General features: G+C 71.0%; 14 protein-coding genes. 8 read left to right on the top strand and 6 right to left on the bottom strand.

Annotated features, from left to right (window positions below; genetic code table 11):
• Positions 1–155: 155 nt before the first annotated feature.
• On the bottom strand, positions 156–3158 hold the full coding sequence (locus HA073_RS16240; protein WP_166456792.1) for a tetratricopeptide repeat protein: 3003 nt from the start codon (positions 3156–3158) through the stop codon (positions 156–158).
• A 642-nt stretch (positions 3159–3800) separates the two neighbouring features.
• Between HA073_RS16240 and HA073_RS16245 the strand changes: the two genes are divergently transcribed.
• From HA073_RS16245 to HA073_RS16265, 5 genes are all read left to right on the top strand, one after another.
• Positions 3801–6239 carry a putative bifunctional diguanylate cyclase/phosphodiesterase gene (locus HA073_RS16245; RefSeq protein WP_369799318.1) on the top strand — a complete coding sequence of 813 codons (2439 nt, stop codon included), beginning with the start codon at positions 3801–3803 and terminating at the stop codon, positions 6237–6239.
• Positions 6240–6279: 40 nt separating this feature from the next.
• The gene (locus HA073_RS16250; protein WP_166456793.1) at positions 6280–7623 is read left to right on the top strand and encodes a glycosyltransferase 87 family protein; all 1344 of its coding nucleotides are present in this window, start codon (positions 6280–6282) and stop codon (positions 7621–7623) included.
• The gene (locus tag HA073_RS16255; RefSeq protein WP_069089303.1) at positions 7620–8252 is read left to right on the top strand and encodes a phosphoribosyltransferase; all 633 of its coding nucleotides are present in this window, start codon (positions 7620–7622) and stop codon (positions 8250–8252) included. Before HA073_RS16250 ends, HA073_RS16255 begins: the two co-directional genes overlap by 4 nt.
• 23 nt (positions 8253–8275) lie before the next feature.
• On the top strand, positions 8276–8665 hold the full coding sequence (locus HA073_RS16260) for a zf-TFIIB domain-containing protein (RefSeq protein ID WP_064448065.1): 390 nt from the start codon (positions 8276–8278) through the stop codon (positions 8663–8665).
• Between the two features lie 107 nt (positions 8666–8772).
• On the top strand, positions 8773–9453 hold the full coding sequence (locus HA073_RS16265; RefSeq protein WP_043330810.1) for a maleylpyruvate isomerase N-terminal domain-containing protein: 681 nt from the start codon (positions 8773–8775) through the stop codon (positions 9451–9453).
• Between the two features lie 6 nt (positions 9454–9459).
• Here HA073_RS16265 and dnaB read toward each other — a convergent pair whose 3' ends face one another.
• Complete coding sequence (gene dnaB / locus HA073_RS16270) at positions 9460–10869, bottom strand: replicative DNA helicase (RefSeq protein ID WP_043327703.1); 1410 nt, start codon at positions 10867–10869, stop codon at positions 9460–9462.
• Positions 10870–11266: 397 nt separating this feature from the next.
• Here dnaB and HA073_RS16275 point away from each other — a divergent pair, with 397 nt between their 5' ends.
• Positions 11267–12997, top strand: coding sequence for a hypothetical protein (locus HA073_RS16275; RefSeq protein ID WP_166456794.1), 1731 nt, complete (start codon positions 11267–11269; stop codon positions 12995–12997).
• 92 nt (positions 12998–13089) lie between these two features.
• Here HA073_RS16275 and rplI read toward each other — a convergent pair whose 3' ends face one another.
• The 4 genes from rplI to rpsF all read right to left on the bottom strand — a co-directional run bounded on the left by rplI (position 13090) and on the right by rpsF (position 14730).
• Positions 13090–13536: a 50S ribosomal protein L9 gene (gene rplI, locus HA073_RS16280; protein ID WP_013289354.1), complete on the bottom strand. Its 447-nt coding sequence runs from the start codon at positions 13534–13536 to the stop codon at positions 13090–13092.
• 14 nt (positions 13537–13550) lie between these two features.
• Positions 13551–13790 (bottom strand): 30S ribosomal protein S18, encoded by a 240-nt coding sequence (rpsR, locus tag HA073_RS16285; RefSeq protein WP_007073789.1) that lies wholly within the window; start codon positions 13788–13790, stop codon positions 13551–13553.
• 41 nt (positions 13791–13831) lie between these two features.
• Positions 13832–14359, bottom strand: a complete 528-nt coding sequence (locus HA073_RS16290; RefSeq protein WP_018788497.1) for a single-stranded DNA-binding protein — start codon at positions 14357–14359, stop codon at positions 13832–13834.
• An 80-nt stretch (positions 14360–14439) separates the two neighbouring features.
• Positions 14440–14730 (bottom strand): 30S ribosomal protein S6, encoded by a 291-nt coding sequence (gene rpsF, locus HA073_RS16295; protein ID WP_013289357.1) that lies wholly within the window; start codon positions 14728–14730, stop codon positions 14440–14442.
• A gap of 639 nt (positions 14731–15369) precedes the next feature.
• Between rpsF and HA073_RS16300 the strand changes: the two genes are divergently transcribed.
• On the top strand, positions 15370–16152 hold the full coding sequence (locus HA073_RS16300) for a deoxyribonuclease IV (RefSeq protein WP_043327701.1): 783 nt from the start codon (positions 15370–15372) through the stop codon (positions 16150–16152).
• Positions 16149–18353 carry a hypothetical protein gene (locus HA073_RS16305; RefSeq protein WP_309228032.1) on the top strand — a complete coding sequence of 735 codons (2205 nt, stop codon included), beginning with the start codon at positions 16149–16151 and terminating at the stop codon, positions 18351–18353. The genes HA073_RS16300 and HA073_RS16305 overlap by 4 nt, the downstream gene beginning before the upstream one ends.

Raw genomic sequence — 18353 nt, forward strand, 5'->3', positions numbered from 1 at the left:
CCCTCCCTCACCTACCCACCGCCGATTCGCTGGGGGGAACTGGCGGTGGGGGCCTCGTTCGGCCGGGTCCGATCTGGCGGTGGACCCACCCCGTGGCCGATGCCGGGGACGTTAACGAACGCCGCGATAAGAAATCGATAAGCCGGGTCCACCGCTCAGTCGGAGAGCAAAGTTCGTACGCGCTGCTGTTCCGGCCCGCCGATCCGCTCGAAGATCGCCAGTGCCCTCCGCCACAGCCGGCGCGCTTCGTCCCGGTCCTTACTCGTCATGAGGTCACCGAGCCGGGCCAGGGCCCGGGCTTGTTCTTGTGGGTGGGCGATACGAGTAGCCAACTTCAATGCCTGCTCGTGGAGCAGAATCGCTTCCAGCGGATCACCTTGCGCCCCGGCCGTCGTGCCGAGCTCATTCAGAGCGGCACACTGCGCGTGGCGTTCGCCGTTGTCGAGAGCCAGCCGCAATGCTGTTTCGTGCTGGTGCCGAGCCTCGTCCAGTCTGTTCAGTTCGCGTAACGCGACGCCGAGTTCCACCCGAAGTTCCGGTTCTCCATAACGGTGGCCGGTGCGGTCCCGCAGCCGGAGCGAGGCCTGCATGATCCGGATGCCCGGCAGATGGTCACCCATCTTGGACCGCACGATGCCGACGTGCCCGAGAGCGTTGAGAAGCTGGAACTGGTCGGCCTCGAGCCGAGCCAGGAACAGGTGGAGTCGATGCAGTTCCAGGGATTCGGCATACCTACCGACGGCCGCCAGCGCGATGCCGTGGTTCGGCAGCACCAGGTCGATCCAGTCGTGGCCGTACAGCAACACGTCTCGGCGCATCTGCGCGCCGAGACGCACCGCTGCTTCGAGCCTGCCCGTCAACCAGTAGACCACGCCGAGATTGGCCCGGAATCGCGCCGCGCTGCGCACATCACCCAGTGCCTGGTAGATGTCCACGGCGGATTCCACCAGCCGAGCCGCTTCGGGATAGTCGCCGGTCCGCACGCAGGCCGAAGCGAGGTAATTCTGCATCTGCGCAACCGCCACTCGGTCCCCGAGCCGCTCGGCGGAAAGCAGGCCGTACCGATGGGTCGACAACATGTCGTCGAAGTACGTCCGAATGTAGAAGAAGCGCCAGAGTGCACGTGCCAGTCGCCAAGCGAGTTCGTCCCGCCCGGCCTCTGTCGCATATGCCACTAGTGCGGTGAGGGTGGTCCGTTCGCGTTCCAGCCACTCGACGTCCGGTTCAACGGCAGCGAGCAGATCTGACCTGAACGTGGGTTCGACGGCCAGTCGCTTCCCGCCGAGACGCGCTTCGAGCACGACCGCCACTGACAGCGCGGCGTGAAGACACAGCTTCAGGAGCCGGTCCGTGGCTTCCAGCAGCGCCTCCGGCTTGTCGACCAGCCGTGACATCTCGCCGGCGTATTCGCGGATCAGGTCGTGCATGCGGTAACGCCCGCTCGCGGTCTCCTCCAGCAGGTGACGATCGATCAGATCCTCGAGGATTCGTATGGTCTCGGGCAGTGGCAGGTCGGCCAGCGCTGCAGCCATCGGCTGGCTCAGATCGTCACCGGGGTGGAGCGCGAGCATCCGGAACACCCGCCGGCTCTGATCGTCAAGCGGTTCGTAGGAGGTGGCGAACGCGCCAGCCAGCGTCTGGTCACCCACGGCGAATTGACCGATCCGTCCACGCTCGTCAGCGAGGCGAGTCGCCAGGTCCGCCACCAGCCACGTGGAACGGTGAGCCAGTCGGGCTCCCGCAAGCCGGATGGCGAGAGGAAGATGACCACAGCGCCGTACCACCTCCTCGGCCGCATCCGGCTCCGCGAGCACCCGATCCGACCCGGCCGTGGAGGCAAGGAGACTCATTGCCTCGTCGCGGCTCAGCACGCCGAGCGATTCCGGGACGCCGAACTCGGTGGCGAGCACCCGTGACCGGGAGGTCACCAGCACTGCCGTGCCCGCTCCTCGAGGCAGCAGCGGGAGTACCTGATCAATCCCCGCGGCGTTGTCCAGAACCAGTACTACCTTGCGTTTCGCCAACTCACGGCGCCAGAGGTCGACCCGATCCTCGAGATCGGGCGGTACCCGTCCTGGTGGCACGCCCAACTGTCGGAGCAGGGTCAGCAGCACCGCCGCCGGTTCGAGGGGAGCAGCTTCCCCGTGCCCTCGTAGGTCCACGAACAACTGGCCGTCGGGATACTCGGCCCACAACATCTCCGCCAGCCGCACCGCGAGAGTGGTCTTTCCGCAGCCCGCCATCCCATCGATCACCTGGACGGCAGCGGCTCGCCCGGATCGCTCCTTGATCTCCCTCGACAACCGGTTCAGCACGTCCTCCCTGCCGACGAAGTCGCTCGTCGGCAGAGGGAGCCATCTAGCAGGTTGGGTAACCGGCCTCGATGCTCCCGGCCGGTCAACCGCGCTCGGAAGTGGTCGGGCAGCCTTGATCGCCACTCGGTGAAGCTCATCCAACGTCGGCCCAGGACGTACGCCCATCTCCTCAGCCAGCGCTGCACGAGTTGCCCGATAGACGGCGACCGCCCCGGCTGCGTCCGCACACGCGAGCAGAGCCTGCATGAAAACCGCCTGGAGCCGCTCCCCTGTGGGATGACGCGCGGCATGGGGACGGAGCAACGCGACGGCACGCTCAGGCTGTCCGGAACTGAGGTACAAGCTTGCCAGCAGCAGCACTGCCTCTTCGTGTTCCCCATCGACCGCCTCGCGTCGTGCGGTCAACGTGGGCCCCAGCGGCAGCCCGTGCAGCAAAGGCCCCGGCCAACGCCCAAGCGCATTCACGAGCACACGGATCGCGGCGGCCCCCTGGTTCGTGTCGGCCAACGCGCGGCCCTGCGCGAACTGCCGCTGCATCCCGAACAGGTCGACGGCCTCCAGACTGGCGGAGAGCTGGTAACCGCCCTGATGACGGACGACCGCCGCTTCCCCGCCGGCTTTGGCGAACGCCCGCCTGAGGTTTGCCGCGTACGTGCGGACGTTCGCCACAGCCGAGCGCGGCGGCGATTCGGGCCACAGCTCGTCGACCAAACTGTCGAGGGTCACGAGGCGGCCCGCATCAACGGCCAACATGCCGAAGACAAGTCGTTGCTTCGGCGTTCCGAGATGCAGGGAGTCGCGCCCGGTCCTGACCGCCATGCCGCCTAAGACCCGAATCTCCACGCCGCTCGACCTCGGATTCAGCGAACTCCATTGCGCAACTTGAAATGCTAGTCCCGATCGCGGGTCATCGCTGACCGGCCAAGGCGTGGTCAAGGCCCGGGATAGCCGATTCGGCATGAAACCCGCGCTGCCCGACGGTTGAATTCCGGTCTACAGGTCATCAGGCTGACAGCGGATAGGGGTGCCGATCGGGCGGCGGTTGCAATCCGCAACCGGGCAGGCACATGGGGGATACCTCCGACTCCGTTCTGCACAACCACCGTGGACAGAACGTCATTAATCGCCACAGACTTAACTGATATTGCGCATAGCGACATTTATGTCTTCTAACCGGGAGCTTTCCTCTCCTAAGCTTCTTTCGAGGTTTTGCCCAGCCGCAACGGCTTCGAAAAGAGCAGGAAAGGAGTTCGGCGATGCGCGGTAGCGAGTGGCACTGAAAATCCGGCACTTCTCGCCGAGAAACTCCTCGCGGTAGGCTCCTGACGTCACGACGCTGGGCCACACCAGCACGAACGTCAGCCTCTCAGCCCTGGGAGCTGAATGAGTCACACCGCCGGACGACACGATGTTGGGACCGATCGGCGTCTACTGACGCTCGTCGGTCTCATCGTCGTTCTCTCGTCAGGCGTCGTGATCGGCGCCATGGCGTCACTTCCCCGGACACTCCCCGATTCGGTCCGGGACATCGGCACCTTCGCCACCCTCATCTTCATGATCACATTGGGTGGGGTCGTCAAAGCGTCCATTCGGATCCGCTCCACCACGCACTCCATCGCATGGGTGGAGACGGCAGTGGTCATCGGTGTAGCGATCGCACCAGCGTCCTGGGTCGTCGCCAGCACCGTGCTGGGCGTGGCCCTGTCCTCGTTCATCCTGCGCCTGCCGGCGATCAAGTCGGCCTTCGGCATCGGGAAGAACGTGCTGATCGCCGGCGGCACGGTGGCCATGGCCTCGGCCCTGGACTGGCCGGCCGCATCACCATCGGTGAGCAACCTCATCGGCACCCTGGCGATTGTCTACCTGGTAGCGGCGCTGCTCGATGACCTGCTGGCGATGCCGGTCATCGCGCTCGCGTCCGGCACGCCCATCGTGCGGCAGTTCCGCACCGACCTCGACCTGCGGGTGGCCGGCTTCGCGGTCCGCTTCCTGGTGGCCGCCTGCACCGTACTCATCCTGCGGGCCGATCCCCGGCTGCTGCTCGCCGTGCCGGCACTGGTGCTCAGCCTCCACCTGGCCTATTCCACGCGGATCCGCACCCGCACCGAGCAGCAGGCGTGGCAACGACTCGCCCGCGCCACCGACGCGCTCAACGTGGTCGACCTCGACCAGGTGCTGACCACCGCAGTCACCGAAGCCAGCGAACTCTTCTCCGCCGACGAGATCGAGATCGAACTGCGCGACGGCGGACGCACCGTCCGCGGCAACGCCGCAGGCATCGCGTACGACGGAACGTCGCCCCAGCCCAGCGACATCGACGGCCGGGTCATGCCGGTCGCGCTGGAAGGCCACAACCGCACCGACGACCTCGGCGTGCTGCGGCTACGGTTCGCCGGTCCGGTCGAACTCTCCGAGCGCGAGCAGTACACCCTGCGTACCTTCGCCTCCGCCCTGTGCACCGCGGTCCGCAACGCCCAGGCGTACGCCGAACTCGCCCGCATCGCCGAGGACCACGCCTACGCCGCCACCCACGACGCCCTCACCGACCTGTCCAACCGGCGCCACCTGCTGGACGAGGGCAGCGCCCAGCTCACCACCCGGCACGCCGACGGCGTCACCGCGCTGGTGCTGATCGACCTCAACCACTTCAAGGAAGTGAACGACACCCTCGGCCACGGCGCCGGTGACCAGGTGCTGATCCAGGTCGCCGAGCGGCTGCGCGACGCCGCCCGCCCCGACGACCTGGTCGCCCGGCTCGGCGGGGACGAGTTCGCCGTGCTGCTGCGCGGCCTGCCCGCCCCGGCCGTCGCCTCCCACCGCGCCGAGGCCCTGCTCAACGCCCTGCACGACCCGCTCGACGTGGACGGCATGCGGATCAGCGTGGAAGCCAGCGGCGGCATCGCCGTCGCCCCCGCCACCGGCGGGATGCCCGAGCTGCTTCGCCGCGCCGACGTGGCCATGTACCAGGCCAAACGCGCCGGCCAACGACTCGCCACCTACGCCCCCGCCCGCGACACCGCAGACCTCAGCCGGCTCACCCTCGGCGGGGAACTGCCCCGCGCCGTCGCCGACCACGAGTTCACAGTCAACTTCCAGCCCATCGTCGACCTCGCCGGCGGCGAGGTGATCGGCGCGGAGGCCCTCGCCCGCTGGCACCACCCCACCCACGGGCTCATCGACCCACTGCGCTTCCTCGAAGCGGTGGAACGCTCCGGCCTGCTGCCCGCGTTCGCCGAGGCGATCCTCGACCAGGCGCTCATCGCCGCCGGCTCCTGGCGCGACGCCGGCTTCGACCTGCCCGTCTCGGTCAACGTGTCACCCCGCAGCCTGCTCGACGCCCGCTTCCCCGGCGCGGTCCTGGCCCGGCTGCGCGCCCACGACCTCCCGCCGGACCGGCTCGTGCTGGAACTCACCGAGACGCTCACGCTCAGCCAGCTCGACGTCGTCGACCGCGTCCTCAGCCGCCTGCGCGACTCCGGCGTCCGCCTGGCGCTCGACGACTTCGGCACCGGATATTCGTCGCTCTCCCTGCTCTCCCGCATCCCCGTACACGAACTGAAGATCGACCGCAGCTTCGTCACCGCCATGGAGACCGCGCCCGAGGCCGCCGCCGTCATCCGCTCCACCCTCGACCTCGGCCGCAGCCTCAACCTCACAGTCGTCGCCGAGGGCGTGGAGAGCGAACCCCAGCGCCGCGCCCTCTGGGAACTCGGCTGCGCCGCCGGCCAGGGCCACCTGTTCGCCCGGCCACTGCCCGCCGCCGCGCTGCTCGCCAGCCTCCAGCGCGGCCACGGCGGCCGCACCGGCGCGCTCGCCCCGGCACTGCACGACGCGGGCGCCGTGATCCGCCTCCCCGGACGCCGCGCCGGCGGCGCCCGCACCCGCCCCAACCCGTCCGCCGCCGGCGACTCCCGGCAACCCTGACCCCGCCGGGCCACCGCGCCGGTCTGCCAGACTGGCCCGCGTGACCGCCCACGCCGACCCCGCAACCACCGTCTCCCGCCGCTGGTCGGCACTCGACGCCGCAGCCGGTGGTCTCGCCCTCGACCTGGGCCTCTACGCCGCCGCCACCGTCTTCGCCGCGGTCACCGCCGCCACCTCCACACTGCCGCCGCACCGCGCCTGGGGCGCCGTCGCCACCATCGGGTACGCGCTCGCCACCCTCGCCGCGACCACGCAACTGCTCGCCCGCCGCCGCGCCCCCGGAACACCCCTGGCCGCGCTGCCCGCACGCTGGACGGTCACCGGAATCACCTGGGCCACCACCGCGCTGCTGCCGATCGTCACGCAGAGCCTCGAACGGGCCGGCGGGCGTACCGACCGCGCCCAGGAGGAGGTGATCGTGGTCGAACACGCCGGCGCCCGCCTCGCCGAGCACGGCACCCCCTACCTCGGTCCCGACGCCATCGCCGCGCTGCCCCCCGGCGAACAACTCCTCGGCTACACCCCCTACCAGCCCGGCATGGCCCTGTTCGGGCTGCCCCGCGCCGCGGTGGACGCCTGGTGGACCGACGCCCGCGTCTGGTTCGCCGTCGTCACCGCGCTCACAGTGATCGCCCTCGTCGCCACACTGCGCGCGAGCGGCGGCCCGGCCGCGCCCCGCCGCGACGCCGCCGTGCTGCGCGCCGTCCAAGCCGCCACCGTCCTGCCCGTCTGCGCGCTCACCCTCGCCACCGGCGGCGACGACCTGCCCGTACTCGCGCTCTGCCTGCTCGCCCTCGCACTCGCCGCCACCGGCCGACCCGGCCGCGCCGGTCTCGCCGTCGGCGCCGCCGGCGCGCTGAAACTCTTCGCCTGGCCGATCGCCCTCGTGCTGCTCTTCTGGGCCGCCACCCGCCGCGCCACCCTCCGCACCGCCCTCGGCGCCCTCGGCCTACCAGTCCTCGCGCTGGTCCCGGTGCTGCTCGTCGACCGCGAAGCCCTCGTCGAGAACGTGCTGCGCTTCCCCCTCGGCCACGGCCTGGTCACCAGCCCCGCCCAGTCACCCTTCCCCGGCCACCTGATCGCCGAGACGCTCCCGGCCGGCCGGGCGGTCGCCGCCGCGCTGCTCGTCGCCGCCGGAGGAGCCATCGCCGTCCGGCTGCTGCGCCGCCCGCCGCGCACCGCCGCCGCCACCACGATCATCTGCGGGTACGGGCTGCTCGCCGCGATCCTGCTCATGCCCTCCACCCGCTTCGGCTACCTGCTCTACCCGATCGCGCTGCTCGTGCTCGCCCCGGCGCTGGCGCTCACCCGACCAGGCGACCCGACGGCATTCCCGGCAACCGCCCCGCGCGATGCGGCCGGAAGGCGTACACCTGAGGGATGACCACCTACCGCGACCGGGCCGAGGCGGGACGGCAACTCGCCGAACGTCTGACCGACCTCGCCGGCCGACCCGACGTCATAGTGCTCGGCCTGGTCCGCGGCGGCGTACCCGTCGCCCGGGTGATCGCCGACCGGCTCGGCGCCCCCCTCGACGTGCTGGTCGTCCGCAAGCTCGGCGTGCCCTGGGCGCCCGAGGTCGCGTACGGCGCGCTCGGCCCCGGCGGCGTGCAGATCCTCAACGAGATGGTCGCCGGCCGGATCAGCGAGAACGACCGCGCCCAGGTCCGCCGCCGCGAACAGGCCGAACTGGAACGCCGCGAACAGCGCTACCGCGGCGGCCGCCCGCCGCTGGACCTGACCGGACGCACCGCCGTCGTCGTGGACGACGGACTCGCCACCGGCGCCACCGCACGCGCCGCCGTCCAGGTCGCCCGCCACCTCGGCGCCGCCCGCGTCCTCGTCGCCGTCCCGGTCGGCTCCGAGCAGGCGTACGAGATGCTCGCGCCCGAAGCCGACACGGTCGTGAGCTGCCAACTCCCGCCCGACTTCGCCGCCGTCGGCGCGTACTACGAGGACTTCCACGAGGTCACCGACGACGAGGTCACGCAGGCGCTGACCGCCGCTGCGTGAAAACACCCGGTACCGTCGTTGTCATGCAGATGACCTGTCCCAAGTGCCGCGGAGAGATGCGCCAGTACGAGCGCAGCGGAGTAGTCATCGACCAGTGCGGCGAATGCCGGGGCATCTTCCTCGACCGCGGCGAGCTGGAAAAGCTGTTCGATGCCGAGGCCAACTGGAACCAGCAGCACGGCGGCGCCCGCCAGCCCGCGCCGTCCGGCGCCGGTTACCCGCCGCCTCCGCCGCCCCCGCCCGCCGCGCCGCACCAGCCCGGCTACGGCGCGGTCCCCCCGCCCCCGCCTCCGCCGCCGCCCGGCCACGGCTACGCCCAGCCCGCGTACGGCCACGGTCAGCAGCACTACGGCTACCACGGCCACTACCGCCGGAAGAAGAAGCACGGCTTCCTCGGCGAACTGTTCGACTGACCGCCGACGTCGCCCACGCCGGGCCGGTGCGCCGCATCGACCCGGCGTGCCCGTCGTCGTCTTTCTTCACCGTGCCGGGCGTGGCGCGCCGTGGCAGGCTGCACGGCATGAGCCCGATCCGGCAGCACGAGGCGCTGGCCCAGGCGTACGACGGCATCACCGCCGTGGTCACCCCGCTCGACGACGCCGCCCTGCAACGCCCCACCCGGTGCCGCGGCTGGCTCGTCGCCGACCTGCTCTTCCACGTGCTCTGCGACGCCCAGCGCGCGCTCGTCGCCCTGGCCAGCCCCGCACCCGGGCCGCCCGACGTGGACGATGTCAGCTACTGGCGCGCGTTCCCTCCCGGCGACGACGACGCGAGCGCCCGGCACGCCTGGTGGGCACGCCGCTCCGCCGTCGCCTTCGACCGGCCCACCGGCGTGGTCCGGCTCTGGTCCGACACCGCGCCCGCCGCCGTCCGCGCGGCCACCGCAATAGACCCCGACGGGTACGTGACCACCCAGGGTCACGTGTTGCGCGTACCCCATCTGCTCGCCACCCTGACCACCGAGGCGGTCATCCACCACCTCGACCTCGTGGTGGACCTGCCGGACGCGCCGCTGCCGGCGGCCGACCCGACGCGGGTCGCGGTGACCACCATGGACGGGCTGCTCAGCGACGAGGCGGTACGGCCGGCCGGCTGGGACGACCACGAGTACCTGCTGAAGGCCGCCGGCCGGGTGCCGCTGACCGACCGGGACCGGCTGGAGCTGGGCGAGGCCGCCGGCTGGTTCCCGCTGCTCGGCTGACGCCGCTCAGACGATCGCCATGTCCACGAAGCGCGACAGGTGCAACTGGGCGGCAACCGTCACCGTGTCGGTCGGCCCATTCCTGTGCTTGGCAACAATAAAATCCGCCTCGCCCGCGCGCGGCGACTCCTTGTCGTAGTAGTCGTCGCGGTGCAAAAGGATAACAACGTCCGCATCCTGCTCAATCGAGCCAGATTCACGCAAGTCTGACAATTGGGGGCGCTTGTCGGTGCGTTGCTCCGGGCCACGGTTCAGCTGACTCACCGCGATCACCGGGCACTCGACTTCCTTGGCCAGCAGCTTCAGGCCACGGGACAGGTCCGCGACCTCCTGCTGCCGGCTCTCGGTGCGCTTCGGTGAGGTCATCAGCTGGAGATAGTCGACCACGATCAGCTTCAGGTCGTGCTTCTGCTTGAGCCGCCGCGCCTTCGCCCGGATCTCCATCAGGTTCATGCTTGGTGTGTCGTCGACGAAGAGCGGTGCCTCGCTGATCTCGCCCATGCAGCGGGCCAGCTTGGTCCAGTCGTCGTCGGAGAGCTGCCCGCTGCGGAGCACGTGCAGCGGTACGCGCGCCTCGGCCGAGAGCAGTCGCATGACGATCTCGACCTTGCTCATTTCCAGCGAGAAGATCGCCGACGCCTGGTTGGCCCGGATTGCCGCATTTCGGGCAAAGTCCATAGATGCGGTTGATTTGCCCAAACCAGGCCTGCCGGCCACGATAATAAGTTGGCCGGCGTGCAGGCCGTTGAGCAGTCGGTCCAGGTCGGTGAAGCCGGTCGGCACACCGGTCATCACGCCGCCCTGGGCGCCGACCGCCTCGATCTCGTCGAGCGTGGGCTGCAGCATGTCGGCCAGGACCGCGAAGTCCTCGCTGACGCGCTTCTCGGTGATCTCGTAGACGGCCTGCTGGGCGAGGTCGACGATGTCGTCGACGTCGCGGCTGCCGCTCGGCCCGGTGCCGTAGCCGAGCTGCACGATCCGGGTGCCGGCCTCGACCAGGCGGCGGAGCACCGCCCGTTCCCCGACGATGCGGGCGTAGTAGGCGGCGTTCGCGGCGGTGGGCACGCTGGCGATGAGCGTGTGCAGGTAGGGCGCGCCGCCGATGCGGGCGAGGTCGCCGGAGTCGGCGAGCGCGGCGGCGACGGTGATCGGGTCGGCGGGTTCGCCGCGTCCGTAGATGTCGAGGATCGCGTCGAAGATGGTGGCGTGGACGGGGCGGTAGAAGTCGTTGGTCTTCAGGATCTCCACGACGTCCGCGATGGCGTCCTTGGACAGCAGCATGCCGCCGAGTACGCACTGCTCGGCGGCCACGTCCTGCGGTGGTGTCTTCTCGAACGGCGCGTCGCGCGGCGGCGGCGGCTCGGACGACGGTTGCCCCCCGGTCCGTTCCGTACGCGCCTCGTCGGTGACCGACACGGGTGCCCCCCTTGCTGCGTCGGATCGAGTCCAGCTCTATCGCTGGGGTGTGACAACTTCCGCCGACCCCTCCGGTCGATCGGGGGTCATCGCCCGGCGGTCGGGGGGACCACGATACGGAACCCGAGGTCAGCGACTCAACAAGGCCGGTGGATGAGCCTCGGGACAACCTGTGGACGCCTGGGGACCGGCATGTGCGCAGGGTGTGCACAGGGTGTGGAAAAGTGATGGGGAATTCCGGGCGTATCGCCTCTGACCTGCGCTTTTACTGTCCCCACCCTGTGGACGGAAGATTTCCGGCTGAGCTTTGTCGTCGTTCGTCCCGTACTATCGCTGCGAACGGCGACACCTGGGACAGCGGGTTTACTTTCGGGTTGAGAGAGGTCACGCTCCGGCCGTGAGACACCGGGACTGGGGAAGCGGGGAGGACAGCCCGCGCGAGCGACGGCCGAGCGGTTCCTGGGACGAGCCCGCCGGGCCGCGCCGGGCCGACTCGTACGCGCCGGAGAGCTACCGCACGCCGAGTCGGCGGCGGGCGATCGAACGCGGCCAGGACGAGCCGGTGGACACCTACCTTCCCCGCTGGGCTCTGGAGTCCGGGGTGAGCCGCGCGGACGGTGGCGGGCGGCACGCGGCGCCCGACGACGACGAGATCGAGGTCGAGACGCCGTCGTCCGAGGGTGGCCGGCGCACGGAGGCGGGCCGCCGCCGGCGCGATCGGCCCGAGCCGCGGGCGATCGGTGCGGGTCCGTTGTCGGACCACACCGCCGAGTGGACGATGGATGCCCCCCAGGAGCGGGGGTACGTGGGGAACAGGCGTGCCGACTCGGACGACGAGCCGGTGTCGGGGGTGTCGCCGCGTAGTCGTCCCCGTCGCGCGGCGACCCGGCGTCCGCAGGTGATCTGGTCCGGGCTGCCGGATTCGGCGGGCTCGGGCGACGAGGAAGCCGCGCGGGACAGCGGGCGGCCGGGCGGGCGGCGTCGATCGGCGTCGGGTTCTTCCTGGCCGCCGCCGGTGGCGTCGGACTCCGCCTGGTCGCGTTCGGCGGTTGCGGGCTCGGACCGGTCCCGTCCGGCCGCGTCGGATGCCGACTGGCCCGCGTCGGCGGTGCCGGAGTTGCGGCGGCCGGCGTCGGAGTCGGAGTCGGGCTGGTCGCGGTCGGCGTCGTCGGGCCGGTCGGCTTCGGAGCCGGGCTGGTCGTCCTCGGCGGCTTCGGAGACGGGCTGGTCGCGGTCGGTGGCCCCGTCGGGTTCGGAGCAGTCCCGGCCGGCGGCGGATCCCTGGCAGCGGCGTCGGGCGGCCGACCGTGAGCCGCCGGAGCCGCCGCCTGCGGTCGACCCGTGGGACGCTTCGGGCGTGCACGCCTGGGGCCGGTCGGCGCCCGGTGGCCGCTGGGAGCAGGCGGAACGCCGGTGGGACCGCACGGAGCACACGGGCGAGTGGGACCGGTTCACCGACACCGGTTATCTGGAGCCGGTGCGCGACGAGGTCGATCCGTGGGATCGCACGGCTCCGCCGGTGCGGGAGGGATGGGCGTCACCGGAGCGGGCCGAGGCGTTCTGGTCGGGTACCCGGCTGGCCGGGGACGATCCGCGGTGGATGGAGACACCGCCGTCGGCGCCGAGGTCACCGGCGGTGGCGTACTCGGCTCCGCGTCCGCGTGCCGTGCCGCGCGGTCGGCCGGTGACGCCGGCCGGGTCGACGCTGCGCCGGCGGGTGGAGACGATCGGTGGCGGCTCGTGGGGCCGGCGGCTGGAAGACGACCTGCTGGATCCGGATCCGGGCGGTCCGCTGCGGCCTCTGGTCTACACGGTGGCCTGCTATCTGGTCCCGGCCGTGCTGCTACTCGTCGGTCTGCTGTTCCTGAGCGGTCAGCCGCCGGAGGGTTGCGTCACCGACATCACCGGTGGCGGCTGCGACTCGCCGCGTACGCATGCCCTGGATTCGCTGGTGTCGGCGGCGCCGCGGTTCGGTTTGGCGTTGGTGAGCAGCCTGGTGGTGGCGGTGCTGCTACGGCAGGTCGGGACGACCTGGCGGGCGGCGACGGTGGCGCTGGCGGCTGCCGTGGTGGGCGGTGGTCTGTCGACCGTGGTGATCAGCGCGGTGACCGGCAACCCCCTCGGCTGAGACCCGGGGGTGCGGCCGGGGCCGTGGTGACGGAGATGCGGAAGGGCCCGCACCGGTGTCCGGTGCGGGCCCTTCGCGTCGTGCTACGGGTGTCAGCCCTTGACCACGTTCAGGTCGAACTTGGCGGTCACCTCGGGGTGCAGCCGGATGCTGACCGGGTAGGAGCCGAGCGCCTTGATGTGGCCGGGCAGCTCCAGCCGGCGGCGGTCCAGGGTCGGGCCGCCGGCGGCCTTGACGGCGTCGACGATCTCGGCCGGGGTGACCGAGCCGAAGAGCCGGCCGCCGTCGCCGGCGCGGGCCTTCAGGTTGACCTTCAGACCCTCGATCTGGGTCTTGACCTCGGTGGCGTGGCCCAGGTCGCGGATCTCGCGGGCCGAGCGGGCCCGCTTGATGACCGTGACCTGCTTCTCCGCGCCCTTGGTCCAGGCGATCGCGAAGCCCTGCGGCAGCAGGTAGTTACGGCCGAAGCCGTCCTTCACCTCGACGATGTCGCCCGGAGAGCCGAGGCCGGACACCTCCTGAGTGAGGATGATCTTCATGTCCGTGCCTCCTCTCAGCGGGCCGTGGCCGTGTACGGCAGGAGCGCCATCTCGCGGGCGTTCTTGACCGCACGGGCGATCTGCCGCTGCTGCTGCGAGGTCACGCCGGTCACCCGCCGAGCGCGGATCTTGCCGCGGTCGGAGATGAACTTGCGCAGCAGCGCGGTGTCCTTGTAGTCGATGTAGGTGATCCCGTCCTTGTCGAGCGGGTTCACCTTCTTCTTCGGCTTGCGAAGTGCCGCAGCCTTAGCCATTGCTCGTGCTCCTGGTTTGCGATCGCGGGCGCTCGGCGCCATTAGAACGGAGGCTCCTCGTCGAAGTTTCCGCCCGAACCACCGCGGGAGGGGGCGGGGGCAGCAGAGGCCCAGGGGTCGTCGAAGTTGCCTCCGCCGCCACCCTGGCCGCCACCACCACCGAAGCCGCCGCCACCGCCACCGGAGCGGGACATCTTCTGCACCTTCGCCGTGGCGTAGCGCAGCGACGGGCCGATCTCGTCGACCTCCAGCTCGATGACGGTGCGCTTCTCACCCTCACGGGTCTCGTACGACCGCTGACGCAGCCGGCCGGACACGATCACCCGAGCGCCACGCTGCAGCGACTCGGCGACGTTCTCGGCGGCCTGGCGCCAGACCGTGCACGAGAGGAACAGCGGCTCGCCGTCCTTCCACTCGCCGGAGGCCTTGTCCATGAAGCGGGGCGTCGAAGCGACCCGGAACTTGGCGACCGCCGCGCCGGAGGGGGTGAAACGCAACTCGGGGTCATCGGTCAGGTTGCCGATGACCGTGATGGTGGTGTCTCCTGCCATGACCATCTCCTCGCGCACTCATCTTTGTGCCGTACAGGCTCTCAGAGCCGTACGACAGCGTGGATGAGGCTTGATCCGGACGTGCCGGGACTAGATGCTCAGCGCATCTCCGGACGGATGACCTTGGTGCGCAGCACCGACTCGTTGAGTCGGAGCTGACGGTCCAGCTCGCCAACGGCCTCCGGCGTCGCCTGGAGGTCGATGACGGCGTAGATGCCCTCGGCCTTCTTGTTGATCTCGTACGCGAGGCGCCGGCGGCCCCACACGTCGGTCTTCTCCACCGAGCCACCCGCGGTCCGGATCACGTTCAGGTACGTGTCGAGCGACGGGGCGACGGTGCGCTCCTCGAGGCTGGGGTCGAGGATCACCATGACTTCGTAATGACGCAAGACGTGCTCACCTCCTGTGGGCTAAGCGGCCACGGTCCTTCCGTGGCAGGAGGTCGTGCGTCGTTGCCGTGACCGGTTCCGGGGGAACCCGGCTGGACACGGGCAACCGGACCAGGATAGCCGGTGCGGACGATCATGGACGGACCGGTCGACCGGCACGGCCCGGACGCGGCGACAGGGGCCCACCTTCGGCCTCGAGAGCCGGCAGGTGGACCCCTGTCCACGGGACCGCGGGGCGTCCCGTCCGCATTCCTTGGGTGGGACCTGGGGAGGAACGACCACACCGATGAGGTTGGATCGAAGACGCCCCGCGGAGCTTTATCGTGTTGTCACCTGTGCTGACCATACAATGGCTCTCGTCACCACTTGGGGTAAATTGAGGATTTAGTCCGGACTTCCATTTGGTGTGCCGGATTCCTGATGGATCCCGCCCCGTCGTGCCGGGCCGCACGCCGGGGCGTCCCGTCACCGGGCGTCGGCCCCCTCACCCGTACGTGCTGTGGACCACGTCCGGGCGGAGCGTCGACCATCGATCCCACCTCGGACAACGACCGCCGGGCCGGGTGGTGACGCCTCCGACCCGCCGGGCGCCTCCGGCGAGCGCGGCGACCGTCGCAGGCGCGACGTAGGCTGCCCTGCATGCGAATCGGAGCCCACGTCGATCCGACCGACCCGCTGGCCGAGGCGGCCGCCCGGCAGGCCGAGGCGGTGCAGTTCTTCCTGGCCGACCCGCAGGGCTGGAAGGCCCCGAAGCCGCGCGAGGACGCCGAGCGCCTGCGCGCCGCCGACGTCGACCTCTACGTGCACGCGCCGTACGTGATCAACGTGGCCACGCTCAACAACCGGATCCGCATCCCCAGCCGCAAGCTGCTGCTCGCCCACGCCACCGCCGCGGCGGCCGTCGGCGCCAAGGGCCTGATCGTGCACGGCGGCCACGTCAACGCCGGCCAGGACGTCGCCGTCGGCTTCGACAACTGGCGCAAGACCTTCGCGTACGCGGCGGAGTCCGGCGGATTCCCGCTCCCGGTGCTGATCGAGAACACCGCCGGTGGTGACAACGCCTGTGCCCGGCACCTCGACTCGCTGGCCCGGCTCTGGGACGCGCTCGGCGACCACGAGGTCGGCTTCTGCCTCGACACCTGCCACGCCCACGCGGGCGGCGAGGAGCTGCTGGGCCTGGTCGACCGGGTGAAGGCGATCACCGGCCGGATCGACCTGATCCACGCGAACAACTCGAAGGGCGCCTTCAACTCCGGTCAGGACCGGCACGACAACCTGACCGGCGGCACCATCGATCCGGAGCTGCTGGTGGCGGTGATCCGCGCGGCAGGCGCGCCGGTGATCGTGGAGACCCCCGGCGGCGTCGAGGGCCAGGCCGCCGACATCGCGTTCCTGCGCGGGCAGTTGGGTGCGGCGGAGTGACCGCCGAGAAGTCCGGCACGACCGGCCGCCGGTCCGGCGCCGAGACCCGGGCGGACGGGACCGGCGCGAAGAACCCGCCGGACGACGCGGCCGGGGCCGGGCCGGGGAGCGGCTCGCCCGACGAGCGCGCGTCCGGCGCGGACAGCTCCGGTGAGGACGACACCGCGGGCACGGTGACGAGTGCCGGCAAGGCGAAGCGGACCCGCAAGGCTCGCCGCACCGGCGCGGCGAAGGCGGCAGGCGCGGCGAGCACCGCCGACAAGACGAGCACCGCCGACAAGGCGGAGGCCGGAACCGAAGCCGGGACCGAAGCCGGGACCGAAGCCGGGACCGAAGCCGAGGCCCGGGACAGAGCGGACGCCGCCAAGAAGGACGGCGACGCCGCGGAGAAGAGCGACGCCGCGAAGCAGGACGGTACGGGCGACGACGAGCCGGCCGACCCGTGGTCCGCGTTCGGTCCGGCGCCCGAGCCGGTGCTCGGCCGCCCCCGCCGGGCCGTCCGCGCCGTGGGCCGGTTCCTGGTGCACGAGTGGACGCTCGCCGTCGTCGCCGCGCTGGCGCTGGCGGCGGCGATGACCTGGCCCACGCTGCGCTATCCGCGGCACACGCTGCCGCAGGACTACTGGGACCCGAGCCTGCAGGCGTGGCAGATGGCCTGGTCCGGCCACATCCTGCGGACGAACCCGGCGCAGCTGTGGCACTCGAACACGTTCTATCCGGAGAACTGGAGCTTCGCGTTCTCCGACACGCTCCTCGGGTACGCCCCGGCCGGCCTGATCGGGGTCGGCCCGGAGCACGCCGTGCTGCGCTACAACATCATGTTCGTGCTGGCGCACGCGCTCGCCGCGTTCGGCGCGTACGCGCTGGCCCGGCAGCTCGGCGCGGGCCGGATCGGCGGCGCGGTGGCCGGGGCGAGCTTCGCCTACGCGCCGTGGCTGCTGGCCCAGGCCGGCCACCTGCACATCATCTCCAACGGCGGCATCCCGTTGGCGCTGGCCATGCTGGCCCGGGGGCACGGCTGGTCACTGCGGTACGGGTACCGGCCGCGCCGCCGGCACGCGGGCTGGGCGTTCGCCGGGTGGCTGGTGGCCGCGTGGCAGCTCAGTCTCGGCTTCGGCATCGGGCTGCCGTTCGCGTACATGCTGGCCGGGGTGGTCCTGGTCTCGGTGGTGCTGTGGTTCGTGCGGCGGCGCAAGGTGAAGCGCCCGTTCGGCCGGCGGCTGTTCCTGGCCGACGTGCTGGGCGGCCTCGTCTTCGCGGCGGTGGGCGCGGCGCTGGCGGTGCCCTACTTCAAGGTCGCCGAGCTGCACCCGAACGCGGAGCGCACGATCGGCGACATCGGGCTCTACTCGCCGCCGGCGAGCGGGTTCTTCACCGCGCCGGCCGAGTCCCGGGTCTGGGGTGGTCTGCACGAGGGTGCCCGGGCCGTGCTGCCCTGGCATCCGGAGATGACGTTGCTGCCGGGCTTCGTGCTCTACGCGCTCGCCGCCGGGGGGCTGTTCTTCTCGGTGTGGCGGGTCCGGCACCGGATCTTCCTGCTCGCCGGTGTGCTCGTCACGATGGCGCTGGCGATGGGCACCCGGTTCTTCGGCGGCCGGTTCACCTACGTGCCGTTGTTCGACTATCTGCCGGGCTGGAGCGGGCTGCGCACGCCGGGCCGGATGATGCTCTGGACCACGCTGCTGCTTGGCCTGCTCGCGGCGGGCGCGGTCACCGCGTTCTGCATACGGGTACGCGAGCTGGCCGCCGAGCGGGTACCGCCGTGGCCGGGTCCGTGGCTGCGGCTGGCGACGCTGCTGCCGTTGGCTCTGGTGCTGGTGGAGGGGTTGAACGCCACGCCGCAGCCGGTGGTGCCGCGGCAGCCGGCGGCGCTGCGGACCGTGGACGGGCCGATGCTCGTGCTGCCGAGCAGTCAGAACCTGGATCAGCCGGTGATGCTCTGGTCCACCGACCGGTTCCAGCCGATGGTCAACGGCGGCAGCGGCTTCACGCCCCGGTCCCAGGCCCGGATCCGCGAGGCCACTGTCAGCTTCCCGGACTACGCGAGCGTCGACTACCTGCGGCAGATCGGCGTGAAGAACGTGGTGGTGTTGCGCGACGAGCTGGAGGGCACCCCGTGGGAGGGGATGCTGGACCGGCCGGTCGACGCGCTGGGCGTGGCCCGGGAGCAGGTCGGCGAGGCGGTCGTGTTCCGGCTGTAG

The sequence above is a fragment of the Micromonospora sp. CMU55-4 genome, assembly GCF_011602315.1.
GTDB classification, from domain to species: domain Bacteria; phylum Actinomycetota; class Actinomycetes; order Mycobacteriales; family Micromonosporaceae; genus Micromonospora; species Micromonospora chalcea.

Coding starts and splice junctions, on each gene's coding strand:
- rplI (WP_013289354.1), bottom strand. CDS start 13,536: ATGAAGATCATCCTCACTCAGGAGGTGTCCGGCCTCGGCTCTCCGGGC.
- HA073_RS16260 (WP_064448065.1), top strand. CDS start 8,276: ATGCAGATGACCTGTCCCAAGTGCCGCGGAGAGATGCGCCAGTACGAG.
- HA073_RS16245 (WP_369799318.1), top strand. CDS start 3,801: ATGGCGTCACTTCCCCGGACACTCCCCGATTCGGTCCGGGACATCGGC.
- HA073_RS16300 (WP_043327701.1), top strand. CDS start 15,370: ATGCGAATCGGAGCCCACGTCGATCCGACCGACCCGCTGGCCGAGGCG.
- rpsR (WP_007073789.1), bottom strand. CDS start 13,790: ATGGCTAAGGCTGCGGCACTTCGCAAGCCGAAGAAGAAGGTGAACCCG.
- HA073_RS16265 (WP_043330810.1), top strand. CDS start 8,773: ATGAGCCCGATCCGGCAGCACGAGGCGCTGGCCCAGGCGTACGACGGC.
- HA073_RS16255 (WP_069089303.1), top strand. CDS start 7,620: ATGACCACCTACCGCGACCGGGCCGAGGCGGGACGGCAACTCGCCGAA.